General features: G+C 32.4%; 26 protein-coding genes. 15 read left to right on the top strand and 11 right to left on the bottom strand.

Annotated features, from left to right (window positions below):
* The first annotated feature begins 21 nt into the window (after positions 1 to 21).
* Positions 22 to 384, top strand: coding sequence for a DUF2200 domain-containing protein (locus BM053_RS09925; RefSeq protein ID WP_091476977.1), 363 nt, complete (start codon positions 22 to 24; stop codon positions 382 to 384).
* A gap of 98 nt (positions 385 to 482) precedes the next feature.
* Positions 483 to 836, top strand: coding sequence for an iron chaperone (locus BM053_RS09920; RefSeq protein ID WP_091476975.1), 354 nt, complete (start codon positions 483 to 485; stop codon positions 834 to 836).
* Positions 837 to 844: 8 nt separating this feature from the next.
* Here the strand turns inward: BM053_RS09920 and BM053_RS09915 are convergent, their stop codons facing one another.
* On the bottom strand, positions 845 to 2,071 hold the full coding sequence (locus BM053_RS09915) for a C40 family peptidase (protein ID WP_091476973.1): 1,227 nt from the start codon (positions 2,069 to 2,071) through the stop codon (positions 845 to 847).
* Positions 2,072 to 2,313: 242 nt separating this feature from the next.
* Between BM053_RS09915 and BM053_RS09910 the strand changes: the two genes are divergently transcribed.
* The 5 genes from BM053_RS09910 to BM053_RS09890 all read left to right on the top strand — a co-directional run bounded on the left by BM053_RS09910 (position 2,314) and on the right by BM053_RS09890 (position 7,082).
* Positions 2,314 to 3,429: a Nif3-like dinuclear metal center hexameric protein gene (locus BM053_RS09910; protein ID WP_091476971.1), complete on the top strand. Its 1,116-nt coding sequence runs from the start codon at positions 2,314 to 2,316 to the stop codon at positions 3,427 to 3,429.
* A gap of 2 nt (positions 3,430 to 3,431) precedes the next feature.
* Positions 3,432 to 4,211: a zinc ribbon domain-containing protein gene (locus BM053_RS09905; protein ID WP_091476969.1), complete on the top strand. Its 780-nt coding sequence runs from the start codon at positions 3,432 to 3,434 to the stop codon at positions 4,209 to 4,211.
* A gap of 101 nt (positions 4,212 to 4,312) precedes the next feature.
* On the top strand, positions 4,313 to 5,089 hold the full coding sequence (locus BM053_RS09900) for an alpha/beta hydrolase (protein ID WP_317040208.1): 777 nt from the start codon (positions 4,313 to 4,315) through the stop codon (positions 5,087 to 5,089).
* Between the two features lie 173 nt (positions 5,090 to 5,262).
* Positions 5,263 to 6,033 (top strand): 23S rRNA pseudouridine(2604) synthase RluF, encoded by a 771-nt coding sequence (rluF, locus tag BM053_RS09895; RefSeq protein WP_091476967.1) that lies wholly within the window; start codon positions 5,263 to 5,265, stop codon positions 6,031 to 6,033.
* 53 nt (positions 6,034 to 6,086) lie between these two features.
* The gene (locus BM053_RS09890) at positions 6,087 to 7,082 is read left to right on the top strand and encodes a hypothetical protein (RefSeq protein WP_091476965.1); all 996 of its coding nucleotides are present in this window, start codon (positions 6,087 to 6,089) and stop codon (positions 7,080 to 7,082) included.
* On the opposite strand, the gene BM053_RS09885 is transcribed toward BM053_RS09890, so the two are convergent.
* Both BM053_RS09885 and BM053_RS09880 read right to left on the bottom strand, forming a co-directional pair.
* Complete coding sequence (locus BM053_RS09885) at positions 7,083 to 7,886, bottom strand: mechanosensitive ion channel family protein (RefSeq protein ID WP_091476963.1); 804 nt, start codon at positions 7,884 to 7,886, stop codon at positions 7,083 to 7,085.
* Between the two features lie 58 nt (positions 7,887 to 7,944).
* Positions 7,945 to 9,507 (bottom strand): NAD(P)/FAD-dependent oxidoreductase, encoded by a 1,563-nt coding sequence (locus BM053_RS09880; RefSeq protein ID WP_091476961.1) that lies wholly within the window; start codon positions 9,505 to 9,507, stop codon positions 7,945 to 7,947.
* A gap of 169 nt (positions 9,508 to 9,676) precedes the next feature.
* Here BM053_RS09880 and BM053_RS09875 point away from each other — a divergent pair, with 169 nt between their 5' ends.
* Both BM053_RS09875 and BM053_RS09870 read left to right on the top strand, forming a co-directional pair.
* Positions 9,677 to 10,111 carry an SRPBCC family protein gene (locus tag BM053_RS09875; protein ID WP_244148520.1) on the top strand — a complete coding sequence of 145 codons (435 nt, stop codon included), beginning with the start codon at positions 9,677 to 9,679 and terminating at the stop codon, positions 10,109 to 10,111.
* A gap of 37 nt (positions 10,112 to 10,148) precedes the next feature.
* On the top strand, positions 10,149 to 10,388 hold the full coding sequence (locus BM053_RS09870; RefSeq protein WP_091476956.1) for a hypothetical protein: 240 nt from the start codon (positions 10,149 to 10,151) through the stop codon (positions 10,386 to 10,388).
* 61 nt (positions 10,389 to 10,449) lie between these two features.
* On the opposite strand, the gene recQ is transcribed toward BM053_RS09870, so the two are convergent.
* Positions 10,450 to 12,645, bottom strand: a complete 2,196-nt coding sequence (gene recQ / locus BM053_RS09865) for a DNA helicase RecQ (RefSeq protein ID WP_091476954.1) — start codon at positions 12,643 to 12,645, stop codon at positions 10,450 to 10,452.
* Between the two features lie 85 nt (positions 12,646 to 12,730).
* On the opposite strand from recQ, the gene BM053_RS09860 reads away from it, so the two are divergent.
* From BM053_RS09860 to lptB, 4 genes are all read left to right on the top strand, one after another.
* The gene (locus BM053_RS09860; protein WP_167357336.1) at positions 12,731 to 13,696 is read left to right on the top strand and encodes a KpsF/GutQ family sugar-phosphate isomerase; all 966 of its coding nucleotides are present in this window, start codon (positions 12,731 to 12,733) and stop codon (positions 13,694 to 13,696) included.
* Positions 13,696 to 14,520, top strand: a complete 825-nt coding sequence (gene tatC / locus BM053_RS09855; protein WP_091476953.1) for a twin-arginine translocase subunit TatC — start codon at positions 13,696 to 13,698, stop codon at positions 14,518 to 14,520. Before BM053_RS09860 ends, tatC begins: the two co-directional genes overlap by 1 nt.
* Positions 14,501 to 14,848 carry a carboxymuconolactone decarboxylase family protein gene (locus tag BM053_RS09850; protein WP_091476951.1) on the top strand — a complete coding sequence of 116 codons (348 nt, stop codon included), beginning with the start codon at positions 14,501 to 14,503 and terminating at the stop codon, positions 14,846 to 14,848. The genes tatC and BM053_RS09850 overlap by 20 nt, the downstream gene beginning before the upstream one ends.
* A gap of 91 nt (positions 14,849 to 14,939) precedes the next feature.
* Entirely contained in the window at positions 14,940 to 15,680 is a 741-nt protein-coding gene (gene lptB / locus BM053_RS09845; RefSeq protein ID WP_091476949.1) for an LPS export ABC transporter ATP-binding protein, read from the top strand.
* A gap of 55 nt (positions 15,681 to 15,735) precedes the next feature.
* On the opposite strand, the gene BM053_RS09840 is transcribed toward lptB, so the two are convergent.
* The 3 genes from BM053_RS09840 to BM053_RS09830 all read right to left on the bottom strand — a co-directional run bounded on the left by BM053_RS09840 (position 15,736) and on the right by BM053_RS09830 (position 18,271).
* A complete protein-coding gene (locus BM053_RS09840; RefSeq protein WP_091476947.1) occupies positions 15,736 to 16,587 on the bottom strand; it encodes a helix-turn-helix domain-containing protein in 852 nt (283 codons plus the stop codon).
* Positions 16,588 to 16,710: 123 nt separating this feature from the next.
* Complete coding sequence (locus BM053_RS09835; RefSeq protein WP_091476945.1) at positions 16,711 to 17,526, bottom strand: glycoside hydrolase family 25 protein; 816 nt, start codon at positions 17,524 to 17,526, stop codon at positions 16,711 to 16,713.
* A gap of 7 nt (positions 17,527 to 17,533) precedes the next feature.
* Entirely contained in the window at positions 17,534 to 18,271 is a 738-nt protein-coding gene (locus BM053_RS09830; RefSeq protein ID WP_091476943.1) for a CDP-alcohol phosphatidyltransferase family protein, read from the bottom strand.
* Between the two features lie 109 nt (positions 18,272 to 18,380).
* Here BM053_RS09830 and BM053_RS09825 point away from each other — a divergent pair, with 109 nt between their 5' ends.
* On the top strand, positions 18,381 to 19,457 hold the full coding sequence (locus BM053_RS09825; RefSeq protein WP_091476941.1) for a putative type IX sorting system protein PorV2: 1,077 nt from the start codon (positions 18,381 to 18,383) through the stop codon (positions 19,455 to 19,457).
* Positions 19,458 to 19,462: 5 nt separating this feature from the next.
* Complete coding sequence (locus BM053_RS09820) at positions 19,463 to 20,563, top strand: lipoprotein N-acyltransferase Lnb domain-containing protein (RefSeq protein ID WP_091476940.1); 1,101 nt, start codon at positions 19,463 to 19,465, stop codon at positions 20,561 to 20,563.
* A gap of 2 nt (positions 20,564 to 20,565) precedes the next feature.
* On the opposite strand, the gene BM053_RS09815 is transcribed toward BM053_RS09820, so the two are convergent.
* From BM053_RS09815 to BM053_RS09800, 4 genes are read right to left on the bottom strand one after another with little or no spacing between them, the layout of a single operon-like run.
* Positions 20,566 to 21,963, bottom strand: a complete 1,398-nt coding sequence (locus BM053_RS09815; protein WP_091476938.1) for an exopolysaccharide biosynthesis polyprenyl glycosylphosphotransferase — start codon at positions 21,961 to 21,963, stop codon at positions 20,566 to 20,568.
* 33 nt (positions 21,964 to 21,996) lie between these two features.
* Positions 21,997 to 23,355 carry an O-antigen ligase family protein gene (locus tag BM053_RS09810; RefSeq protein ID WP_091476936.1) on the bottom strand — a complete coding sequence of 453 codons (1,359 nt, stop codon included), beginning with the start codon at positions 23,353 to 23,355 and terminating at the stop codon, positions 21,997 to 21,999.
* Positions 23,345 to 24,427: a glycosyltransferase gene (locus tag BM053_RS09805; protein WP_091476934.1), complete on the bottom strand. Its 1,083-nt coding sequence runs from the start codon at positions 24,425 to 24,427 to the stop codon at positions 23,345 to 23,347. Before BM053_RS09805 ends, BM053_RS09810 begins: the two co-directional genes overlap by 11 nt.
* The gene (locus BM053_RS09800; protein WP_091476932.1) at positions 24,424 to 25,542 is read right to left on the bottom strand and encodes a glycosyltransferase family 4 protein; all 1,119 of its coding nucleotides are present in this window, start codon (positions 25,540 to 25,542) and stop codon (positions 24,424 to 24,426) included. Before BM053_RS09800 ends, BM053_RS09805 begins: the two co-directional genes overlap by 4 nt.
* Between the last annotated feature and the right edge of the window lie 7 nt (positions 25,543 to 25,549).

The raw sequence follows: 25,549 nt of genomic DNA, 5'->3' as shown, positions 1-25,549 counted from the left end.
ATAACGCTAGAAACACAGAGCATGGACAATCTCGACAAACACAATGAACGTATTGCAAAAATGACCTTTGCCACGGTCTATCCCTTGTATATTGCAAAAGTTGAAAAGAAAAATAGAACAAAAGAAGAATTGCATCAAGTCATAGAATGGTTAACAGGCTTCAACAACGAAAAGCTGAAGGAACTAATAACAGAAAAGGTGACTTTTGAAACATTCTTCCAACAGGCTTCGCTAAATCCCAATGCACCTCTCATCACTGGAGTAATTTGTGGCTATCGCATAGAAGAAATCGAGAATCCTTTGACGCAACAGGTTAGATATTTAGATAAATTGGTAGATGAGTTAGCAAAAGGCAGAAAAATGGAAAAAATATTGCGAAGTTAGTAGCGTTAAAAATTTGAGTAATCTAAGATATAGACAATTCACTTTTATAAATTGAAGCGGATTTTTTTATAATTTAGATAAAAATATTTTCTTCAATTATGGAAACTAAAAAATATGCTTCAATTAAGGAATACATTGCAGATTTTCCTGAAAATGTAGCAACAATCTTGAATAAAATTAGAGAATGCATTCAAAAATCTGCTCCAAATGCGGAAGAAACCATTAGTTATAATATGCCAGCGTTTAAACAAAAGAAGGTTTTAGTTTATTTTGCAGCATACAAAAATCATATAGGATTTTATGCTTTACCATCAGGAAATAAAGCTTTTCAAGAAGAAATCTCTAAATATAAAACAGGAAAAGGTTCTATTCAGTTTCCATTAAATGAAGACATTCCTTATGAATTAATTAAAAAAATAGTTGAATTTAGAGTTATGGAAATTAACGAATAAAAAAATAATTACTCCAAAACTCGATTTATTTTTACAAATCGTTTGGCATAATACGCTTCTTTATTAGAAGAAATTATTACTCCAGCACTTGTTGAAGAATGTATGAATTTTATTTCATCACCAACCACTTCGACTACCATACCTACGTGACTCACACGACCTTTCCCCATAGTAGCAAAGAAAATTAAATCCCCTTTTTGCGCTTCAGATTCATTAACATTGCTACCAAACCTAGCCATTTCGCTTGAACTTCTTGGTAGTTTTATATCGTAAGTACTAAAAGTATTTATCATTAATCCCGAGCAATCGAAACCTTCTTTACTGGTTCCGCCGCTTCTGTATCTAACTCCAATATTCTCCGAAGCTGTGGCAATTAGCAGCTCTGCTTTACTCATACCTTCTGTCGATAATGGCTTCGCCGCAACTTCTTCTTCATCTTTATGAGGAATTATTTCTAGTATTCTAATTTGTGGCGTTGCTGCAGTTGCTTCTTCGGTTTCTTCATCAGATTCTTCCTCGATTTGAGGTTTTACTTCTTCTTTTTTCTTACTTTCTAACTTATTTTTTATTTCCTTAATTACAGGAGCTTCGGCAACAACGGTTTCTTTTTTAATTCCTTTTTTTATTAAAAGATGAAAACCAATAGGTAATTCTTTAACAATTTCTGGATTCAGTTTTTCTAATTCGGAAATACTAACGCCATATTTTTTCGAAATTCCGTATTTTGTTTCTTTTGCTAAAACAAGGTGTGTCATTTCTTCTTCGTCAGAAATTATTGTTTGCTTTTCGGGTTCAATATTTTTTATTGGTTTCGATGGCTCCGAAACAATAACTTTCTCTGGTTTATAATTTTTATCGACAGGGATAATTAATTGAAGTCCAATTTCCAAACCTTCTTTTTCGATAATTGGATTGGCTTTTTTAATATCATCAATAGAAACTTTGTATTGTTTCGAAATTCCGTAAAGTGTTTGTTTGGGTAAAACTTCGTGCGTTATTGTGGTTGCTTTTTTATCTAAAACAACTTCCGCTTTTGGTATTAATAAAACTGAATTCAATTTTAGTTTATTTTTAGATTCCGGATTTAGCCTAAAAATATCGTCTTGTTTTACGTTATACTTTTTAGCAATTTGGTAAACGCTTTCGCCTTTTGCAACAATATGTTTGATGTTATTTTCTTGCGAAAAAACATTTATAGTAATAAAAAAGAATAGTAATAATGTGATATGTTTCATGATATGCTTTTTTTTCTTCCGAAAATGGAAAACGCTAAAATAACCTTTAAAAGTCAATAGATAAAAAGAATAAAGGTTTTTTTAACATAAAAAAAACATTTAAAATTTATTGTTCTAAAAAAATTAATTCCAATTTTTACAAATTAATTCGTGAAAATTAGTGTAATTCGTGTTGAAAATATTTTAAACTATTTTTGCTCCTAAAATTGTAAATTTACAATCTCAAACAATCGAAAACTACAATGAAAATAAAAGAAATTCTTTCCTTTCTTGAAGAAATGGCGCCACTCGCCTACGCCGAAGATTTTGATAATGTAGGCTTACTCGTAGGCGATTCGAACAACGAAGCAACAGGTATTTTAGTTTGTCATGACGCACTAGAAACTGTGATTGACGAAGCTATTGCTAAAAAATGTAATCTCGTAGTTTGCTTCCACCCTATTTTATTTTCAGGTTTAAAAAAAATTACGGGCAAGAATTATGTAGAGCGATCTATTATAAAAGCGATAAAAAATGACATCGCTATTTATGCGGTTCACACCGCTTTAGACAACCATTTGCAAGGTGTAAACAAGATTTTTTGTGATGCTTTAGGATTAAAAAACACGAAAGTTTTAATACCAAAACAAAATTTTATTCAAAAATTAGTTACTTATACCATTCCGGAAAATGCAGATGCAATTCGTACTGCGATGTTACAAGCTGGAGCTGGAACAATAGGAAATTACGATGATTGCAGTTTCAATTCTGAGGGTTTTAGTACTTATAAAGGAAACGAAAATAGTAATCCATCGGTAGGAAATAAAGGCGAACTCACAAAAACCAACGAAATAAAAATAGAAGTGGTTTTCGAAAAACATTTGCAAAGCAAAATCCTAAAGGCATTATTTTCGACTCATATATATGAAGAAGTCGCATACGAAATTTACGATTTACAAAATTCGCATCAAAATATAGGAATGGGAATGGTTGGCGAACTAGAAACTGAAATGAACGAAAAAGATTTTCTAGAATTGGTAAAAACCAAAATGCAATGCGGTGGCATTCGTCACAGTGCCTTTTTAAATAAAAAAATAAAAAAAGTTGCCGTTCTTGGCGGAGCTGGAAGTTTTGCAATTAGAAATGCTATTATGGCTGGTGCCGATGCTTTTTTGACCGCCGATTTAAAATACCATCAGTTTTATGAAGCTGAAAATCAGTTACTTTTAGCAGATATTGGTCATTTTGAAAGCGAACGATACACAAAAAACTATATATTTGATTATCTTACGAAAAAAATCATTAATTTTGCACCCGATTCGGCTATTAGTGGAATCGTTTTATCAGAAGAAAATACAAATCCAGTTAAGTACTTATAAATATGGCAGCTACAAAAGAATTGAACGTTGAAGAGAAGTTAAGAGCGTTATACGATTTACAGTTAATCGACACTCGTATTGACGAAATTAGAAATGTAAGAGGCGAATTGCCACTAGAAGTGGAAGATTTAGAAGATGAAGTAGCAGGATTAAGCACTCGTTTAGAAAAACTAAAAGTTGATTTAGAATCTATCGACGAAAAAATCAAAGAAAAGAAAAATGCTATTGATGAGCACAAAGAATCAATAAAAAAATATACGAAACAACAAGATAGCGTTCGTAACAACAGAGAATTTAACTCTTTAACAAAAGAAGTTGAATACCAAGAATTAGAAATTCAATTGTCTGAGAAGCACATCAAAGAAATGAAAGCTTCTATCGAGCACAAGAAAGAAGTTTACAATCAATCGAAAGAAAGATTAGAAGCAAAATCTAATCACTTGAAGCATAAAAAATCAGAATTAGAGGCAATTATGTCTGAAACTGAAAAAGAAGAAAAATTCTTATCTGAAAAATCATCAGAATTCGAAGAAAAAATCGAAGAGCGTTTGCTAATCGCTTACAAAAGAATCCGTTCTAGCGTAAGAAATGGTTTAGCAGTAGTTTCTATCGAAAGAGGAGCATCAGCAGGATCATTCTTTACAATTCCACCACAAATTCAAATGGAAATTGCTTCACGCAAAAAAGTAATTACAGACGAGCACAGTGGTCGTATTTTAGTAGACAGCTCACTAGCTGAAGAAGAAAAAGAAAAAATGGAGAAATTATTCGCCAAAATGTAGTATATTAAGCCTTCTAAATGAAGGCTTTTTTTATGCAAAAAAATTTAAAATTTATACTCACAAAATCCATCGGGCTTTATATTAACTTACTCAGTTATATAATGCCTGATAAAGCATTGTTAATGGCTTATGGGTATTTTAGTGAACCTAGAGACGGTCGATTATTACCCGACAATCTTCCCGAAATTTTGCAAGAAGCCACAAAAGAAACCATCAGTCACGACCATCATTATTTTCAAACTTATACTTGGCAAGGGAACGAAAATAAAATTTTATTGATTCACGGTTGGGAAAGCAATGCAGCACGTTGGGAAAAACTAATTCGTTTGCTCATAAAATCGGGAAGCACCATTATTGCTATCGATGCACCAGCACACGGACTGAGTAGCGGCAAAGAATTTAACATTCCTACTTATGCTGAGTTTATCAATGTTTTTTCTAAAATTCACCAACCCAAATTCATCATCGGACACTCAATGGGCGGCGTAGCTTGCGCCTATTACCAACACAATTACAAACAAGACCATCTCGAAAAAATGATCTTATTGGGTTCACCATCAGATTTTAATATTTTAATGCAAAATTATGTTAATCTCTTGGGACTAAATTCTAAAGTATACCAACTCATCAAAACCTATATCAAACAACGTTATAATGTAAATACCGACGAATTTACAAGCCAAAATTTCTTAAAAGGCGCAACAATTTCAGGCATTATAGCACATGATATTCACGATGATGTTGTTGCTTTTTCCGAAGCAAAAAAAATCGCATCGGCTTGGAAAAATGCACAATTTATAGAAACCCAAAACCTCGGCCATAGCATGCACGACGATAAATTAAACCAAAAGATTTATCAGTTTTTATTCGAAGCGTAATCTTTCAGGCATTTCCAGGAATGGTTTCTTCCTGCTGTCGCTTTAATCTTGTCTCGTTAAAAAAAAAAAAACGAGACAAGGATTTCCACTCCATCAGGGCTAAAATTAAAATTTAGGAATACTTGTAAAATTTTACAACTTTGAACCTCCCAGAAAATCCTTATCTTTGCAAAATGGAAGAAAACTTAACCCGTATTAATAAATTTTTGTCAGAAACTGGCTATTGCTCGCGTCGTGAAGCAGACAAATTGCTCGACGAAGGCCGTATCACAATAAATGGCGTTGTTCCAGAAATGGGAACCAAAGTTTCGCATCGTGACGAAGTGCGTGTTGACGGGAAATTAGTTCGAGAAAAAACGGAAAAACCAGTCTATCTCGCCTTCAACAAACCAGTAGGAATAGAATGTACAACAAACTTAGACGTACGTTATAATATTGTCGATTTCATTAATTACCCGAAACGAATTTTCCCGATTGGACGATTAGACAAAGCCAGCGAAGGTCTTATTTTTATGACCAATGATGGTGATATTGTAAACAAAATTCTGCGCGCAAGAAACAACCACGAAAAAGAATATACTGTAACAGTCAACAAACTAATTACCGACAGATTCATTCAAAAAATGAGCAACGGAATCCCAATTTTAGATACCGTAACCAAGAAATGTAAGGTCGAACAGATTAGCAAAACCACTTTCAAAATCGTGCTAACACAAGGTTTAAACCGACAAATTCGTAGAATGTGCGAATATTTGGGTTACGAAGTTACTTCGCTAAAAAGAATCCGAATTATAAATATTTCGCTAGATGTTCCTGTGGGTCGCTACCGAGATTTGACTGATGCTGAAATAGAAGAATTAAACAATCTTATCGAACCTTCTAGCAAAACTGAAGAAGCTAGTTTCCCTAAAATTAGTAGTAATAGAAATTTCAGAAAGCCTTAAATTTAATAAATACTCATTTAGTTATGAGTATGGCTATATACTAAAACAAAAAAATGAAGGATATACTTAAAAGCAAATTGATATTAGCACCATTTATTGTAATTGCACTTTTTCCTCTAGCCTTCTTTGGAATCTTTGGAATTCCACTAATAATTTCAACAATTAATAATCTTGAGACAGGGAAAACGAATGATACTACTGGTGTTTTTATCCCCATTTTGTCTTTACTTTTAATCATTTTTCTACTCATAAGATTACTAAACCGTTTTCCTAGGTTTACAATAGACAGAGATGGGATAAAGTTTTCAACGATTTTCAATTCAACAAAACACGATTGGAATGACATTGAGAATATTGAATTAACTGGGAAAAAAGAATTTTGGAAGTTTTATTATTCTCCATCAGAAACCACAACTTTTAATTTTAAAAATGGAGAAATAAAACATTTATGGATTGAACAGTATTCTAATTCTTCTGAAATAAGAATAGTTTTAGAAAGAGCCAAGCAAATATTAATCGATAAATCATCAACATTCAACAATCTATATTTTGAAATTTATAATCCACCGAATCAAATAGAAAGTATCAAATTAGAAAAAGGTGAGATTTTTAATGACAATCATTTATTCTCCTTAACTGGAATATTATTTTACGGATTTCTAGCTAGTCCTTTATATTTTATTTATATATATAGAATCCCCTCCAAAGTCAATATGATAGCTCCGTATATCATATTAAGTTTTGTTTTTCTAATATTGGGTGGTCTTATTAGTTTTGGCATTAATTACTTTATACTGACTGATAAATTCTTGGTAGTTAAAAATAGTATTTGGTTCTGGAAAAATAAAATTCATAGAATTGAAGACATCAAGGAAATCGTAATTGATACTCCTCAACGTTCAACTATTTGCCTGAGAATTATTAACAACAATTATAAAACGAATGTATATTCAGCGAGTAGTCTAAGAACTAAAACTTGGAAAAAATTAATCTCTCATTTAGAACAAAAAAATATAACTGTTCGAGATGAAGCTATTAATTTAAGATAATTACGACTTTTTTTCGATTACAATTCCAGCTTTACCCAATTCAGTCTTACAATTTTCTAAAGTTTCAGCACAAACTTTAGAAAAATCTTCATTATTTGCCCAAGGTCTGATAGCTAATTTTACACTTGTTTCCGTAAGTGCAGAAACTTCTACTGAAGATGCAGGTTCTTGTAATATTTTTTCATTCTGAGTTAAAACGGTCATAATAATTTCTTTTGTTTTTTTCAAATCGGCATCATACGACACTGAAATCGATAAATCTGCACGACGAGTTCCTTCGAGCGAGTGATTTATAATATTCCCGTTAGACAAACTGCCATTTGGTATAAATATCGTTTGGTTATTTCCTGTTAATAATTTGGTTACAAATATCTGAATTTCTAAAACTGTTCCCGAAACACCTTGCGCTTCGATTGAGTCACCTACTTCAAATGGTTTGAACAATATAATAAGAATTCCACCCGCAAAATTAGACAATGAACCTTGCAAAGAAAGACCAATCGCTAAACCTGCAGCACCAATAATTGCTACAAAAGAAGCGGTTTCTATTCCTAACTTAGAGATAAAAGTTACAAAAAGTAAAACACGCAACAACCAAATAAGAATATCTATAAGAAATTTAGAAAGTGTGGGTTCGAATTCTCTTTTTAGTGCTTTCCTATTAACTAATTTTTTAAAAATTTTAATAGCATAATGACCTACCACCAGAATAAAAAAAGCAGTAACTAGTTTAGGCGAATATTCAATTAGCGTATTCACATTTCTTTCTACATACTCTATGACTTTATTTACAATAATTGACATTTGCTATTTTTTAATTTTATCAAATCTACAAAATAATTAGGCTTCAATTTTAGAAATTTTATCGCAACAAACTCTCGGCAATTTTCAAAGCGCATTTCTCTCCATCGATAGCTGCCGAAATAATTCCACCGGCATAACCTGCTCCTTCACCGCAAGGATATAGTCCTTTTATTTGCAAATGTTCTAAGGTAATTTCGTCTCTCGGGATTCGAACTGGCGAAGATGTTCTAGATTCTGGCGCGTGCAAAATGGCTTCATTAGTTAAGTAACCTTTCATCGATTTTCCGAATTCCGAAAAACCTTCTCGCAATATTTGTGATAAGAAACCTGGGAAAACCTGACCCATTTCTACCGAAGTAGTTCCAGGAACATAAGATGTTTTTGGAATTTCTTTTGATACTTTATTCTGTGTAAAATCAATCATTCGTTGTGCCGGAACTTTTTGAGTTTCTCCAGCCAAATGCCACGCATTTTGCTCGATACTTTTTTGAAATTCCATTCCAGCCAAAGCACCAAATTTTGCAAATGGTTTAAAATCTTCTAGCTTTAATTCGATTACAATTCCGGAATTGGCAGTAGCCTGATCTCTTTTAGATGGAGACCAACCATTGGTTACAACCTCGCCTGGACTCGTCGCACAAGGTGCAATGACTCCACCAGGACACATACAAAACGAATACATTCCGCGACCATTTACCTGTTTCACAATAGAATACGGAGCTGGCGGCAAATGTTCGCCTCGATAATCACATGAATATTGAATCTGGTCAATCAAACTTTGTGGATGTTCTGCACGAACGCCAAGTGCAAATGGCTTTGCTTCGATAAATATTTTTTTTCTGTCTAATAATTCGAAAATATCACGAGCAGAATGTCCTGTGGCTAAGATTATTTTATTGGCAACAATTGTATCTCCGTTTTGGTTTACAACGCCTTGCACTTCATTATTTTTGACTAAAATATCCGTTACACGAGTTTCAAAAAGGACTTTTCCTCCCATTTCGATGATTTTTTCTCGAATATCCTGAATAATTTGTGGTAATTTATTGGTTCCAATGTGCGGATGGGCTTCTACCAAAATATCTGGTGTGGCACCAAAAGCAACGAGTAATTTTAGAATTCTATCTATATCGCCACGTTTTTTAGAACGAGTGTATAATTTTCCGTCGGAATACGTTCCCGCTCCGCCTTCGCCAAAACAATAATTAGAATCTTCGTTTACAATATGGTCAACATTGATGGCTTTTAAATCTCGACGACGACCACGAACGTCTTTTCCTCGTTCGATGACTATTGGTTTTAACCCTAATTCTATGAGTTGCAACGCTGCAAAAAGTCCTGCTGGTCCTGCTCCTATTACAATTACTTCTTGCGAAGTTGAAACATCTTTATATTCTGGAAGTTCTATTTTTTGTTCAACAAAATTTTCTCCTTGAAGAAAAATATTGATCTTTAGATTGATTTTAATGGCTTTCTGACGCGCATCGATAGAACGTTTTAAAATAGAAATATGCTGAATATCTTTTACAGAAACTTTTATTTGTTTCGACAAATAGTCTTTTAACAAACTTTCGTTTGCAGCAATTTCGGGTGTAACTTGTAGTAAAAGTTCTTTAGGCATTTTTGTAAAGTAGATTCGATTACAAAAGTAAGAATTTGAAGTGGATTTATAAATGAGTTAGCAGCAATATTAGACACACGACACATCTTTCGGACATTTATAAATTAATCATAACTGATTTTTTTTGTAATTTAGTAAGAAAAAATAAATTATCATGGAAAATAATAGTGTGTCGTTACATCGAGTGATAACGGCTTCTCCGGAAAAAATTTATCGCGCATTTACAGATGCAAATGCAATGGCTTCATGGATTCCTCCTTATGGTTTCTTATGCGTAGTTCACAACATGGACGTAAAAATAGGTGGCAGTTTTAAAATGTCTTTTATTAATTTCACGACAGGAAACGGACATTCTTTTGGCGGTAAATACATTGACCTTAAACCAAATGAATTTATTAAATACACTGACACATTTGATGATCCAAATTTGCCTGGTGAAATGATGACTTCAGTTTGGCTAAAAAAAGTTTCATGTGGTACAGAGATAAAAATAGTACAAGAAAACATACCATCTGTTATTCCCACAGAGATGTGCTACCTTGGATGGCAGGAATCTCTTGAAAAATTAAAAAAATTGGTAGAGCCAGAAATTCCTGATGCGTAATAATCTTTGTAACTTTACGCCTTAGAAACTTTATAAAATGTCTAGACAAATAAAACTAATTTGGGATTTTAGAGGACAAGCTTCCGAAAAAACTGCTGAACATCACGAAATTCATCTTAAAGAATATATTGCTATCGAAAAATTCCCTTTAAACATTACAGGTTTTGAAGTGATAAACGATATGCACGCCATCGCATTTATGGTGGTAACCGATGAGAATATGATTGCTGTTCGTGATGCTTTGAAACCGCATCGTGGAGAGGTTTATGTAGTCTAATGTCTTAAAGCCGAAAGTCATAAAGTCTAAAAAAATGATTCTTAAACTTTATGACTTTCAATTAATTTGCTACTTCGCTAATAAACTTTATTCGCATTAATCGCAATTCATTAATATCATAATCGCCATCAAATTCCTTGAGCGCGTCTTCTATATCATCGGATTCGGATTCCATAAAATAATCATGAATTTCTTCTTGCTGGTCGTCGTCTAGCATTTCATCAATCCAATATTTTATATTTAGTTTGGTTCCAGAATTTACAATCTGCTCCATTTCTTTGAGCAAAGTATTCATATCCAAACCTTTTGCTTTGGCAATGTCTTTGAGCGATAATTTTCTGTCGATATTCTGAATAATGTACAGTTTATTCACTGAATTTGCTCCCGTAGATTTGACAACCAAATCGTCTGGACGCATCACTTCATTATCTTCTACATAACGAGAAATGAGTTCTATAAAATCTTTTCCGTATTTCTTGGCTTTGCCTTCTCCTACTCCGTGAACATTACTTAATTCATCTAAAGTGATAGGATATTTGAGTGCCATATCCTCGAGTGATGGATCTTGAAACACTACAAACGGAGGAACTCCTAGTTTTTTAGCTACTTTTTTACGCAAATCGCGCAACATAGACATCAAAGCTTCATCGGCAGTTCCTGATACTTTTGATGCTGACACAATCGCCTCATCTTCGGTTTCACTATATTCGTGGTCTTCGGACATCATAAATGATTGTGGCTTTTTTATAAAATCCAATCCTTTATCTGTGACCTTAATAATACCGTAGGTTTCTATGTCTTTTGATAATAATCCGTCGACTAAAGCCAATCTTAAAACTGCCATCCAATACCTCTCATCGTGGTCTTTACCAATACCGAAAAGTTTTTGAGCATCAGTTTTATGTGCCTTAATCATCGCATTTATTTTCCCCATAAGTGTATATACAATTTCTTTCGATTTGTATATGTGCTTGGTATCGCGAATTACTTCTATTAATTTTACAACTTGATCTTTGGCTTCAACCTGCACTTTTGGATTGCGCATATTGTCATCCATATCGCCACCATCACCTGTTTCGTTGTCAAATTCTTCTCCAAAATAATGCAATAAGAATTTACGTCTTGACATAGATGTTTCGGCATAAGCCACCACTTCTTGCAATAAGGCAAAACCAACTTCTTGCTCGGCAACTGGTTTTCCGGACATGAATTTTTCTAACTTTTCGACATCTTTATAAGAATAGTAAGCCAAACAATGACCTTCGCCACCATCTCGACCTGCTCGACCTGTTTCTTGGTAATAACTTTCTAAGGATTTTGGAATATCATGGTGTATCACAAAACGAACATCTGGCTTGTCTATTCCCATTCCGAAAGCAATAGTTGCCACAACCACATCGACATCTTCCATAAGAAACATATCTTGGTGTTTGGCTCGTGTTTTTGCATCTAATCCTGCATGATAAGGCACTGCCGAAATTCCGTTTACTTGTAAAACCTGTGCAATTGCTTCCACTTTTTTGCGGCTTAAGCAATATATAATTCCTGATTTTCCTTTGTGTTGTTTGATAAAACGAATAATGTCTGATTCGACATTTTTAGTTTTGGTACGTACTTCGTAATATAAATTGGGTCTGTTAAATGATGCTTTGAAAGTATTTGCATCAGGCATATCTAGATTTTTCAGGATATCTTCCTGTACTTTTGGCGTAGCAGTTGCTGTTAGCCCAATAATTGGAACATCTCCAAGTAATTTTATGATATTTTTTAAGTTTCTGTATTCTGGTCTAAAATCGTGTCCCCATTCTGAAATACAATGCGCTTCATCAATAGCAACGAATGAAATTTTTTCTTTTTGAAGAAAAGCAACATATTCGTCTTTTGTTAACGATTCTGGTGCCACATATAATAATTTGGTTAAACCCGAAGAGATATCTTTTTTAACCTGAGTAATTTCGGTTTTTGTTAAAGACGAATTGAGCACATGAGCAATTCCTGCTTCTGAAGATAAACTTCGTATTGCATCGACTTGATTTTTCATCAAAGCTATAAGTGGCGAAACAACGATTGCCGTTCCTCCTTGCATCAGTGCAGGTAACTGATAACACAAAGATTTACCACCACCAGTAGGCATAATTACAAATGAATTGTGCTTACCTACGATGCTTTTTATCACCTGTTCCTGTAAACCTTTAAATTGGTTAAAACCAAAATATTTTTTTAATTCCTTGTGAATATCAATTTCGTGTGAATTCATTCTTTAGTAATAGTATTTTATATAAATTTGCGGGAACATAAAGATACAAATTTCTTTTACATACACAAATTTAAAATATTCTGTTTTGATATCAAAAGAAAATATATTGGCATCCGCCAAAAAAACGATGTTGTCAGAAAGCCAATCAATTGCTAAACTAACTGATTATCTTACCGATGACTTCGCAAAAACTATCGAAATCATATACCAATCTAAAGGAAGATTGGTTGTTACTGGAATAGGAAAAAGTGCCATTATTGCACAAAAAATGGTGGCAACTTACAATTCGACTGGAACACCAAGTATATTTTTGCATGCTGCCGAAGCCATTCATGGTGATTTGGGTATGGTTCAGCCAGATGATGTGGTTATTTGCATTTCAAAAAGCGGGAATAGCCCAGAAATAAAAGCTTTAGTTCCTATTTTGAAACGTTTTGGTAACGCATTAATTGCGATTACTGGAAATATGACTTCTTTTTTGGCAAAAGAATCTAATTTTGTTTTAAATACTACGGTCGATGCCGAATCTTGTCCTATAAATCTTGCTCCTACAAACAGTACAACCGCACAGCTTGTAATGGGTGATGCTATTGGAGTTTGTTTAATGGAAATGAGGAATTTCAAAAGTGAAGATTTTGCAAAATACCATCCAGGTGGAGCTTTGGGCAAAAAATTATTACTTCGCGTAAGCGATATGCTAGATATGACTCACAAACCAATGGTTTCTCCAGATTCATCTATTAAAAATGTAATTTTTGAAATCTCAGAAAAACGTTTGGGCGTGACTGCAGTTGTAGAAAATGAAAAAGTAATTGGAATTATTACCGATGGTGATATTCGAAGAATGCTAAACAATAATGATACTTTTTCGCATCTTACTGCTAAAGACATTATGACTAAAAACCCGAAAACGATTCAATATTCGGCTATGGTTGTTGATGCTTTTAATATTTTAGAAGATTTTTCTATCACACAATTGGTTGTAGAAAACGAAGGTAAATATGCTGGCGTTTTACATTTACACGACATTTTAAAAGAAGGAATAGTATAATGGCAAAGAAAAATCTCAGCGAAATGTCATTTTTGGATCATCTTGAAGAATTAAGATGGTTATTAGTACGAAGTACAATTGCTATTATTGTTATGGCCTGTGTTGTTTATTCTTTTAGTGATTATATATTCGATGCTATTATGTTTGGGCCAACGAATCCTAATTTTATCACATACCGTTTTTTTTGTGATGCTTCACATTATTTGGGATTTGCCGATAGTATTTGCATTACCGAATTGCCATTTGTCATTCAAAACACTAGTATGGAAGGACAAGTAAATGTATTTGTCTGGACTTGCATTACAGCAGGATTTATCCTTGCATTCCCTTTTATTTTATGGGAATTATGGAAATTTATTAGTCCCGCGTTGTATGAAAAAGAAAAGCAAAATGCAAAATTATTTATATTCACAGCTTCTATATTGTTCTTTTTAGGGGTTTTATTTGGTTACTTTGTTATTGTCCCAATGTCTATCAATTTTGTGGCAACCTTTCAAATTAGTGCTGTCGTAAAAAACGAATTCAATCTCGATTCGTATATCGGAATGATAAAAACATCGGTTATTGCCAGTGGTTTATTTTTCGAATTACCAATCCTTATCTATTTCTTAACCAAATTAGGATTAGTAACACCTGATTTTTTAAGAACTTACAGAAAATATGCAGTTGTAATTGTTTTAATTATTGCAGCAATTGTTACGCCACCCGATGTTGTGAGTCAAATTACAGTCGCAATTCCTATGTTATTAATATATGAAGCCAGTATATTTATATCGGTATTTGTAGTAAAAAAAGAAAAGCAAAATGAGCAACTTAGTAACTGAATTTAATGATTATCGTTCTAAAATGAACGAAAAATTGTTAGCAGACAACAATAAAGTCATCAAAAGAATTTTTAATCTTGATACCAATACTTATGCCAAAGGCGCACTCGATGTTCGCACAAAAGAGCTTTTAGGATTAGTAGCTTCGGCCGTTTTGCGTTGCGATGATTGTATCAAATACCATCTAGAGACAGCTTACAAACTAGGTGTTACTAAAGAAGAAATGATGGAAACCATGAGCGTCGCCACTTTGGTAGGCGGAACCATTGTAATTCCTCATTTGCGTCGTGCATACGAATTTTGGGAAGCGCTTGAAGAAGAAAACTAAATAATTGTTAATAGGTTTATTTGTTGATTCTTTTAATCGTTTATTTGTACCGATTAAACATTTTACCGATTAAACGATTAAACGAAACAAAATGATATTAAGAGCAGAAAACTTAGTAAAAACCTATAAAGGAAGAAGTGTTGTAAAAGGTATTTCGGTCGAAGTAAACCAAGGAGAAATCGTGGGTTTATTGGGTCCAAATGGAGCCGGAAAAACCACTTCTTTTTATATGATTGTAGGTTTGGTAAAACCAAATTCTGGAAATATTTATCTCGATGATATGAATATTACCGATTATCCGATGTACAAACGCGCACAAAACGGTATTGGATATTTAGCCCAAGAAGCTTCTGTTTTTAGAAAACTGAGTATTGAAGATAATATTTTAAGCGTTTTGCAACTCACAAAATTATCCAAAGCAGATCAAGAAGCTAAAATGGAATCGTTAATTGATGAATTTAGCTTGCAACACATTCGCACCAATCGTGGTGATTTATTATCTGGTGGCGAACGTCGTCGTACCGAAATTGCACGTTGTTTAGCGACTGATCCTAAATTTATTCTGTTAGACGAACCTTTCGCAGGAGTAGATCCCGTTGCTGTAGAAGATATTCAGCGAATTGTAGCCCAACTTAAAAATAAGAATATCGGAATTTTAATTACCGACCACAACGTACAAGAAACACTTGCCATTACCGACAAAACATATTTGATGTTTGAAGGAGGAATCCTAAAAGCTGGCGTACCAGAAGAATTAGTAGAAGACGAAATGGTACGAAGAGTTTATTTAGGTCAGAATTTTGAGTTAAGAAGAAAGAAAATAGAGTTTTAGAACTTAAAGCAAAAAGCATCAAAAATTAAATTTTGATGCTTTTTTTTATAAAATTTTAATCTTCAAAATCTATGTTTGAAGGTTTTTCTGGAATTTTATTACTGGAAACAGCATCAGTAATATCTCCTAAAATTTCGAAAGAAATTCGGTCGAACCAGACTTTTCCAGTCCCATTTAGAAGTACTCCAAAATTTAGTGTGCTACTTTCTTTGGGAACATTCAAAATAATTTCGCATTTCGTCCAATCGGAATTTCCTTTTATAGGTCGGTCGTGCATATTATCGAAACTCAAATGTTTTTTTTCGAATTTTGAGTCTACACGCAACCACATTCCACTCCAATTAGTTACCTCTTCGGATTTTATGTAGCCTGTCATTTTGATACGTTTTCCTAAATAAAATTTCGCATCACAACTTTGCATTATTGTACCAAAACCCTTTATTTCATCTTCAATAGATTTGATATAAGCACTTTTCTTTCCTGTTTTTGTAACTGAATTATCAAAACCAATTTCATAACTTTTGGCTTTACTTCCAGCTTTAAACCAACCATTAATAGTTTGTGCTTGTGTTTCGCTTTTTGTCATAAAAAACAAACCTAAAATCAACAATACCGATAAAAAAGATAATTTTTTCATTGTGTTTTTCTTTAAATTAATAATTTCTAAAATTGCACCTTTAAACGTTGACGTCTTAACATTTTGAGATACTGTTTTTGTATTATAAAAATCAAATTCTAGCGCAGAAAAAATAGTTTTAATCGTAAAACTTCGTGGAATAACCTCGCCCAATTCTATTCTCTGAATTGTTCTAATACTTAAGTTACACTTTTCTGCAAGCTCATTTTGAGTAAAGCCTTTTGAAAGTCTTAGTTCTAAAATTTTCTTTCCTAATTCTGGTTGTTTCATAATTCAAATAATACAAGTGCAAGATTAGTTTCAACAAAAAGAAAATCCAAAATTTTAAATAGATTTTGATGTGACATTCTTACGACATTATTTTAATCAATTGATTTTATGGTTTTTAAAAAATTATTTTATCAATAATTCTTTCAAATCTAACGAAGTTCCGTTATAAATATTTACATCTACACAACCTTTTATTCCGGTTACTTTTCCGTTTTCGGTTACTTGCCAAATAGACCAATCGGAATCAATATCAGTATAAAAAGCGCTGTAATTTGCAATCCAAAAAGGATAATCTGAGAAATCTTCTTTTAGAAAATCGTTATAATAACTTTCGCTGCTGTAAATAATTGGTTTTACCCCATAATGTTTTTCGACAACATCGAGCCAACGTTGCAATCCTACTTTTAGCCTTTCGATAGATTGCTCTTTAGGTAATTTTTCAATATCCAACACGGGAGGGAAATCACCTTTTTGTAGTCTAACATTTTTAATGAAATTATTGGCTTGTTCGATCGAATTTTCGTTGGGACGATAGTAATGATAAGCACCACAAATAAGCTTGCTTTCTTTGGCTTTAGCCCAATATTTTTTGAACTTATAATCTAATCTGTCGTTACCAACCGTGGCGCGAACAAAAACAAATTCGATAGGAAAACCACCTTCAATTTCTTTAGGACTATCCCAATCTATTTTGTCTTGGTATTCAGAAATATCGATGCCAAAGGATTTTTCGATGTGTGCATCTAATACTTTATCGAGCGACGCCATTCTGGTTTCAACAATAAATTTATCGGTTTTAAAACCAAAATAATAAGCCAAAACATTTCGCTGACTGTATATAATGAGCAAAAAAAATGCGATAAAAAGATATCCGTAAAACGTATTGCTCCTAAAAAATGATTTTTGTTTTTTAGACTTAACTGATTTTCGTACAGCCATTAATACATTATTTTTTATTAATCATATTATTTACAACCGAAAGCAAGACATAAAAAATAATAACCATAGGAATTCCTAAATATCTAAAAACGAGTAATAACAATACCGAAGTTGCTAGAAACAAGATTTGTAAAGCATTTTTCTTGAATGTAAAATCTTTTATTTTTAATGAAAATAAAGGAATTTCGGCATTCATAACATAAGCACTAACAATAGAAATTGCAATAAGAACCCAATGATTTTGAAGCGCATTAGTAATAAATTCTAAGTTTGGATTTAGCAAAACCAAAGGCAAACTCAAAATAAATAAAGTATTAGCAGGTGTTGGCAAACCTATAAACGAATCAGTTTGACGGGTATCGATATTAAAATTTGCCAAACGATAACAAGCTCCTAAAGTGATTATAAATCCTAAAAATGGTAAAATCATTACCGAATTATCCCAAGAAGAAATGCTAATTATTTTCTCTTCTCCAAACGATTTCAAAAGCAATTGAAACATAATAACGCCAGGGACAACACCACTGGTTATCATATCTGCTAAGGAATCTAATTGTAATCCCAAAGGACTGGAAACCTTAAACAATCGAGCAAAAAAACCATCAAAAAAATCAAAGAAAATACCCAAACAAACAAAATAAAACGCCAATAAAAATTCTTGCTGAAAGGCAAAAACCAAAGCAATACAACCACAAAAAAGATTTAATAAAGTAATAATATTGGGAATATGTTTTTTGATGTTCATTTTTGAAATAATTTAATTATCGATTCCGCAAATTTAGTACAATAAGTTTATACATTGATGCGTTTATTATATCAGATTTTTATTTAATCTTTGTACAAATTAATTTTCATTGAAAAAACTTATACTTTTTATATTTTTAATCACATGTAGCTTTACAAAAGCGCAAACGATTCGTAAATATTCGAACGAATTTATGAATATTGGTGTCGATGCTCGTGCTTTTGGTATGGCAAATACGATGGTGGCGCACAGTGGCGATGTAAATTCTGGTTATTGGAATCCGACAGGTTTGCTAAAAATTGAAGATAGCGAAGCATCACTGATGCATGCTAATTATTTTGCCAATATTGCACAATATGATTATGCCGCTTACGCTAAAAAAATAGACGACCGTAGTGCTTGGGGCGCATCGATTATACGTTTCGGGGTTGATGATATTTTAAATACTACCCAATTGATTGATGCCAGCGGAAATGTAAATTATAACAGAATCAGCCTGTTTTCGACCGCAGATTATGGTTTTACCTTTTCGTATGCCCGAAAATTGCCTGTACAAGGATTTCAATATGGTGCAAATGCTAAAATAATTCGTCGAATTATTGGAGATTTTGCCAGTTCATGGGGATTTGGTTTCGATTTGGGTTTACAATTCGAAAAAAACGATTGGCAATTAGGGCTCATGGTTCGTGATATTACGACTACTTATAATATTTGGAATATTAATGAAAAGGAATTTCAAAAAATAAAAGACGCACAAACATTAAACCCACTACAAAATCAGGATTTGCCAGAAAGCAGCGAAATTACTTTACCAAAAGTACAGTTTGGTGTGGCTAAAAAATACGAATTTCACAATGAAACGAGTTTGCTGGCTTCAGCAAATTTGAATATGCAATTTCAACAAACAAATGATTTAATTTCGACCAGTTTTGCAAGTATCGATCCTGCAATTGGAGCTGAATTTGGTTATAACAATTTGGCTTTTTTGAGAGCTGGTTTTGGTAATTTTCAGAAAATACTACAAATAGATGGCAGCAAAAAAATAGGATTTCAACCCAATCTCGGTGTTGGATTTCAGTACAAAGGAATTGCTATCGATTATGCACTGACCGATTTAGGAAACCAAAGTGCGGCTTTATATTCGAATGTGTTTTCGGTAAAAGTTGATTTAAGTATTTTTAGATAAAACCAATGGTAAAAAAACTAGTTTTCCTATTCTTTTGCATGCAATTTTCGATAGCTTATTGTCAAGAATCGCTTATTTCCGAAAATACAAAAATTAGCATTCTTACCGTAGGACTTGCTGATGAAGTACATTCTTTATACGGACACACTGCGATACGAATAAAAAATCAAAATTTTGACTTGGTTTACAACTACGGAATGTTCGATTTTACTACCGAAAATTTTGTAGCAAAATTTGCAAAAGGCGATTTGCAATATTATGCTATAGCTTACCCTTATGCCGATTTCGAGTATAGTTACAAGGAAGACAATCGCTCTATTTACGAGCAAATTTTAGACTTATCTCTTATTGAAAAACAGAATCTATTTAACAAATTAAATACTTCTCTTTTACCCGAGAACACATTTTATACTTATAAATTTATCGATAGAAATTGCACTACAAAAGTGATTGATATTCTAAATGAAGTGCTCGCAAAGAAACCCATTATTAAGAAAAATATTGATAATTCAACTTATCGAGAAGTTTTATATCCGTATGCTGAAAATCATTTTTACGAGCAATTGGGCATTAATCTTATTTTTGGTCAAAAACCTGACCAACAAGCCACTACTATTTTTTTGCCGTTAGATTTATATGATAATTTGAAAAATATTTCATACAAAAACAAACCTTTAGTTTCCGAGACAAATACTCTTTTTGAAGCAAACAGAACCACTTCAACTTCTTATTTAAATAGCATTTATTCATTAATAGCTATTTTATTATTATTTGTAATCTTAAATAAAAAAGCAACAAATATTATTTATTTTTCTGTTTTGGGATTAATCGGAGTGTTATTTTCGTTTATGAGTATTTACTCTTTTCATAAAGAGTTGTTTTGGAATTATAACGTTCTTTTGCTTAATCCATTATTCATATTTCTTGTGTTTTTTATGATTAAAAACAAAACAAAATGGGTTAAAAAAATGAGTTTAATCGGCTTGTTATTCTTGGGAGGTTATTGTTTTTATATGATAGGAAAAATTCATTTTGTAATTGTTTTACCTATTATAATTACAACATTTATATTGCTTTTACGATTGTTTTTGAAGAAACAAAATTAAAATTATTGTCCTTTATAAAAAAGGACTGTACTTATCGTTTTGACAATAATATTCAAATCAAGATAAATGCTTCTGTGTTTGATATAATACAAATCATATTGCAATTTTATAAGACTATCATCAATGGTTTCTCCGTATGAATAATTTACTTGCGCCCAACCTGTAAGTCCTGGTTTTAAGACATGACGGGTTTCATAAAACGGCATGATTTGGGCTATTTCTTTCACAAAAACGGGTCTTTCTGGTCTTGGTCCAATAACCGACATATCGCCTTTTAGCACATTGATAAACTGTGGCACCTCATCTAATCTCGATTTTCTTAAAAATTTACCGAAGGTGGTTATTCTAGAATCATTTGCAGTTGCAAAAACAGCTCCAGAAGTTTCGGCATTAACAATCATAGAACGAAGTTTGTAAATTTCGAATATTTCTCCGTTTTTTCCTACTCTTTCTTGGGTATAAAATAGTGGTCCACGATTCCCTAATAGATTTCCTAGCAAGACAAATGGTAAAATAAGAATCCCTCCTAAAAGTCCTAAAAGTGAGATTAGAACCTCTAAAAATCTTGCTACAATTAGGTATAACTTATTTTGATTACTTCTAGAAAACGGAAAATATTTATAGAAATCTCGAGCTAAATATTGCACTGGAATACGTTGGGTGATACTCTCGTAAACTTGCGTATATTCTCGTATTACAAAGCCATTTTCGAGTAATTTTATGAGTTTATTATATAATTCAACTGTAATTCCTTCGGTTTTTTGTGAAGCAATCACAATTTCTGATATGCCTTTTTGAAGAATAAAATCTTCAATATCATCTAGATCAATAGGAGAAACAAAACAACATTCAAATTCTTCTAAAATTTGTGACGCATCAGAATTGATATAACCTTCTATTTTATAATGTGGATCTACACTTTGCAAACCTTTAACTAGTTCTTCTAATTCTTCTTTATCACAAATTAAAATTACTTTTTTACCAAATCTTGTTGAGGCAAAAAACTTGACATAAATTATTCTCCAAAGCAATAATGACAGCAGAATACAGCTGTAAAAAAGTAATATTTGCAAACGATTTCCTGGAAGTGTTGGTGTGATTATTGGCGTTAGCAAATACAACAATACGGTCGTAGAGGTTACCAGCACAATACTTTTCGTGATTTGAAACTGATTACTCGCCACTTGCAAATTATACATTTCGAAAACAGAACCAAAAAACAAAATGTATAGGGATAAAATAATAGTCCAATAAAAATTAGTTTCTGATATTCTAAAATAATGAAAATCGAAAAGAGTTCCTAGTAAATGTAACAATCCCAAAACAGAAACCACGTCAAAAAATCGAAGAAGAATTTTTCTTTCGGAGATTTCGAAATGTATTTTAGCTTTAGAAGTCATGATAACTCGTTTTTACAAATATCTAAAAATAAATCAATTTTCTTCAAGATTTTTATTTAGTTTTTTTTGTTCTTCAATACTATAAACATGTAATAATGACAAGGCATATACGAATGCTGGTGCAGCTAATCTCATGGCGGCATGGTTTATAGTGAGTATCCAAAAAGTGAAAAACGACAATAAATATATATTTTGCCTGTTATTTACATATAAAGCCAAGGGTGTGATTATTAAAATAAGCATGGCCAACACGCCAAAAGAACCATGCTCTGCTAACATTCTTGTTATTTCGTTGTGAGAAGCAACTGTTTCCCCCAGATCCTCTATTCTATTTTCTTTTCCTTTACCCACACCAACTCCTATAATTGGGTTTTCTAGAAACATGCCAAACTCATTACCCATAATTTCTTCTCGACCAGTAAGTAAACTTGATTTTTCCCTTCCTTTTGCATCTTGATTGGCATATCTATTGGATATCAAACCGTTAGATTGACTAATACTATAATTCCAAATAATTACAAACAAGAAGCCCGAAATCCCTATTAACCAATATAGTTTTACTCTTGCAGAACGTTTGGTTACAAAAAAAAGCACCACGAAGAACAAGATTATCATTACTCCTGCACACATCATTCCGCCTCTAGAAAAGGTAACTAAGCCTCTAAAAGCGACCATGAGTAATAAAGCCAGATTTGATATGATTACCCATTTTTCTTTAGAATGAAAAATGAGTCGTGTAAATAAAATAAAAGTGCCCAATCCTAAAACTGTAGCCACCTGATTGGGACCAAAACCACCCGAAGTTTGAAAGTTAGACTGTGTACTAGTAATTACTTCTTTTACACTTGGTGTGTACAGAAACATATAAGTGACAGTGGTTATGATGGGTGCTAGTATACAAAGTAGCACATTATCTAGTTCCTTTAGCGTGATTCTTCGCTGGTAACAATACACCGCAGAAACACCCAAACAAATAGGCCCCGAGATGTTAAAAGCAATCGCTTTTATAATATTTGTATCTAAATTAAGTGTTACCGTAGCGACTAAAATACCTGGAATTAGAATAATTAAAAAAATCCAATAGGGAAATGAATTTTTAGAAAATCCGGAAAAATAAATCCCCATGAGCATAAAAATGATTATCGAATATTTTCCCATTTCATACGCAACATACCCTCCAGTCATTCTTATCATAACTTCACTTCCTACGGCATAAGCAGCAATATATAAAACCTGATTCTTAGCATTTTGTGTTTTTAATAATACCAATAAGCTTATTGAAAGTATACCTAATCCGTAAGGTATTGATAATTTTGAATTCAAATAAAGAGCAACTCCAAAAGCAATGTGAAGTAATATAATTCCTGAGTAAGTTAAATTTTTAGACTTCATTTATTGCTGTTTTGTATACCGAAACCAAACTAGAAACAACTTTTTCTTTGCTGTAATTATCGCGAACCAAAGTATTCAAATTAGTTGACAATATAGTTCTTAATCCTATATCATTTACTAATTTATTTAGATTGAAAGCCAAATCATCAACCTCATTTGATTTAAAAAGCAATCCTGTTTTGTTAGGGATAATTACTTCTGAGCAAAACCCTACATTGGAAGAAATTACGGAAATACTCGCCAATCCGTATTCTAATAATGTAACTGGAAAACCCTCGTAAGTAGAGCATAAAACTCCTATTGTTGTTTGTGATAATATGTTTGAAATATCCGATTTCGAATCGTAAAGAGAAACACAATCTGAAATATTTAGCTCCTTAGTTAGTTTGATTATGTTTTCAGAATAAAAATCTTGGTGATTTTTTCCTACAAAATGCAATGACCAACCTTCTTCCTTCAAGTTTAATTGTGCAAAAGCTTTAATCAAAACACTATGATTTTTGGGTTCTCGCAAATTTGCCAAACAAACAATTCGCTTTCCTTCTTGACCATTCAAAAAAGTTTTTTGGGTATCATTTGATTCTAAACTCGCAAAATTAGGGAAATAAGAAGCTTTTTTAATTCCTATTTGATGAAACCAGCTTTCGATTTGTTTGTTTACAACCAAAACTTTTCTAAAGAAAAACAAGCAGATAAATAATGGCAAATTTTTAAAAAAAGACTGATTTGACCTGTCGCCATTGTGCTCATGGAATACGATTTTTATTTTAAAACAGATGGTTTTTAATAAAAAAGCGGTAAAAAATGAAGTTCCGTGCGCGTGAAGAATATCAATATTATTTTTAACAATAATATTTTTCAATAACTTAATCGCTTTAAAATCAATTACTTTTTTTTTGTTTAAAAAGTAGTAAGCTACTTTATCGCCTAATTGATTTTTTAAAACACCTTCTTTTCGAGTAACCACAATTCCGCTAAATTCAATTTTATCACCAAGCGCATTAGCATAATTAACTGCCATACGTTCTGCACCACCTGCATCTAACGAATCTATGATTTGTAAAACCCTCATGATTGCAAAAGTAGTTTTATTTCTTGTTCAAAATAATCTAATGTGTATTTTCTAGACCACTTTATTCCGTTTGAAGCCATTTCCTGATACAATGCTGAGTTATTAATTAATTCTTGAATTGTTTTGACATCTTTTTCTAAATCGACTTGTAATAACAACCCTCTATTGCCATAATCTAACATATTGGGCACACAAGAAATGCTAGTCGCAATGGGAACACAACCCCAAAACATACCTTCGGCAATTACTTTTGGCCAACCTTCGCTTTGTGATGGCAACAGTACAAAATGGCTTTCTTGATAGGCTTTTTGTATTATAGAAGTAGTTTTATTACCGTGCAAAGTGAGGGAATCTTGCAACTTATTTTCTGAGATATACTCTTCAATATTTTTTCTTTCTTTTCCTTCTCCAAAAATAGAAAATTCGATTTGGAAACCATTTTGTATTAATTTTTCGACTAATTGAATAGCGTACAAAGGTCTTTTCCCTATCGATAAAGTACCTACGAATAATATTTTTATAATTCCTTGTAAATTTCTAGATACAACTTCCTCTTTGTCCGATTCTTTATAAGTGGCTGTAAAAAATGGTTTAATATTTTTTGTGCTATTTTCCCATTCGCCGTAAACTAAAACTTGCATATTTCGAGTTAGAAAAGTATGACTCAAAATATATTTTTGCAAACGATAACTGATTGGACTTTTAGCTTTTGAATCCCAATTTCCTGCGTATTTTGCGGTTTTAGTTTTACTCAGAAAAAGAATTTGAACTAAACTCCCTAATAAACCAACATTTCCTGGACATCGCAAATGAATGTGATCTGCTTTTTTAAAACTGCTAAATATTTTAAATAAAATAGACGGTATTTTAAATAGGGTTTGAAAAATAGATTTTGCAGACAGAATGTCAAAATTACCAATCGCAACAAACGTTATATTAGTATGCTCATAATGAATATGAATAGGTGTTGTTTTAGCATTTTCAATTGGAGCAACAATAATAACTTTATCAACGTATTTTAGCCAAACATTCATTTCCCGAACATAGGGAGAATAAGCAAAATATTGATTATTCTCTATGATATGAGGAACATGTGTTACAATTACAAAAGTCATTTGGTTT

Origin of the sequence: Flavobacterium swingsii (assembly GCF_900111965.1) — a bacterium.
Taxonomy (GTDB): domain Bacteria; phylum Bacteroidota; class Bacteroidia; order Flavobacteriales; family Flavobacteriaceae; genus Flavobacterium; species Flavobacterium swingsii.
Note: the sequence above shows the minus strand (reverse complement) of the source record. Positions and strands in the feature narration are given on the sequence as shown.

Excerpts from the sequence above, each read along its gene's own strand:
- BM053_RS09925 (WP_091476977.1), top strand. The coding sequence starts at position 22 with ATGGACAATCTCGACAAACACAATGAACGTATTGCAAAAATGACCTTT.
- BM053_RS09920 (WP_091476975.1), top strand. The coding sequence starts at position 483 with ATGGAAACTAAAAAATATGCTTCAATTAAGGAATACATTGCAGATTTT.
- BM053_RS09915 (WP_091476973.1), bottom strand. The coding sequence starts at position 2,071 with ATGAAACATATCACATTATTACTATTCTTTTTTATTACTATAAATGTT.
- BM053_RS09910 (WP_091476971.1), top strand. The coding sequence starts at position 2,314 with ATGAAAATAAAAGAAATTCTTTCCTTTCTTGAAGAAATGGCGCCACTC.
- BM053_RS09905 (WP_091476969.1), top strand. The coding sequence starts at position 3,432 with ATGGCAGCTACAAAAGAATTGAACGTTGAAGAGAAGTTAAGAGCGTTA.
- BM053_RS09900 (WP_317040208.1), top strand. The coding sequence starts at position 4,313 with ATGCCTGATAAAGCATTGTTAATGGCTTATGGGTATTTTAGTGAACCT.
- rluF (WP_091476967.1), top strand. The coding sequence starts at position 5,263 with ATGGAAGAAAACTTAACCCGTATTAATAAATTTTTGTCAGAAACTGGC.
- BM053_RS09890 (WP_091476965.1), top strand. The coding sequence starts at position 6,087 with ATGAAGGATATACTTAAAAGCAAATTGATATTAGCACCATTTATTGTA.
- BM053_RS09885 (WP_091476963.1), bottom strand. The coding sequence starts at position 7,886 with ATGTCAATTATTGTAAATAAAGTCATAGAGTATGTAGAAAGAAATGTG.
- BM053_RS09880 (WP_091476961.1), bottom strand. The coding sequence starts at position 9,507 with ATGCCTAAAGAACTTTTACTACAAGTTACACCCGAAATTGCTGCAAAC.
- BM053_RS09870 (WP_091476956.1), top strand. The coding sequence starts at position 10,149 with ATGTCTAGACAAATAAAACTAATTTGGGATTTTAGAGGACAAGCTTCC.
- recQ (WP_091476954.1), bottom strand. The coding sequence starts at position 12,645 with ATGAATTCACACGAAATTGATATTCACAAGGAATTAAAAAAATATTTT.
- tatC (WP_091476953.1), top strand. The coding sequence starts at position 13,696 with ATGGCAAAGAAAAATCTCAGCGAAATGTCATTTTTGGATCATCTTGAA.
- BM053_RS09850 (WP_091476951.1), top strand. The coding sequence starts at position 14,501 with ATGAGCAACTTAGTAACTGAATTTAATGATTATCGTTCTAAAATGAAC.
- lptB (WP_091476949.1), top strand. The coding sequence starts at position 14,940 with ATGATATTAAGAGCAGAAAACTTAGTAAAAACCTATAAAGGAAGAAGT.
- BM053_RS09840 (WP_091476947.1), bottom strand. The coding sequence starts at position 16,587 with ATGAAACAACCAGAATTAGGAAAGAAAATTTTAGAACTAAGACTTTCA.
- BM053_RS09835 (WP_091476945.1), bottom strand. The coding sequence starts at position 17,526 with ATGGCTGTACGAAAATCAGTTAAGTCTAAAAAACAAAAATCATTTTTT.
- BM053_RS09830 (WP_091476943.1), bottom strand. The coding sequence starts at position 18,271 with ATGAACATCAAAAAACATATTCCCAATATTATTACTTTATTAAATCTT.
- BM053_RS09820 (WP_091476940.1), top strand. The coding sequence starts at position 19,463 with ATGGTAAAAAAACTAGTTTTCCTATTCTTTTGCATGCAATTTTCGATA.
- BM053_RS09815 (WP_091476938.1), bottom strand. The coding sequence starts at position 21,963 with ATGACTTCTAAAGCTAAAATACATTTCGAAATCTCCGAAAGAAAAATT.
- BM053_RS09810 (WP_091476936.1), bottom strand. The coding sequence starts at position 23,355 with ATGAAGTCTAAAAATTTAACTTACTCAGGAATTATATTACTTCACATT.
- BM053_RS09805 (WP_091476934.1), bottom strand. The coding sequence starts at position 24,427 with ATGAGGGTTTTACAAATCATAGATTCGTTAGATGCAGGTGGTGCAGAA.
- BM053_RS09800 (WP_091476932.1), bottom strand. The coding sequence starts at position 25,542 with ATGACTTTTGTAATTGTAACACATGTTCCTCATATCATAGAGAATAAT.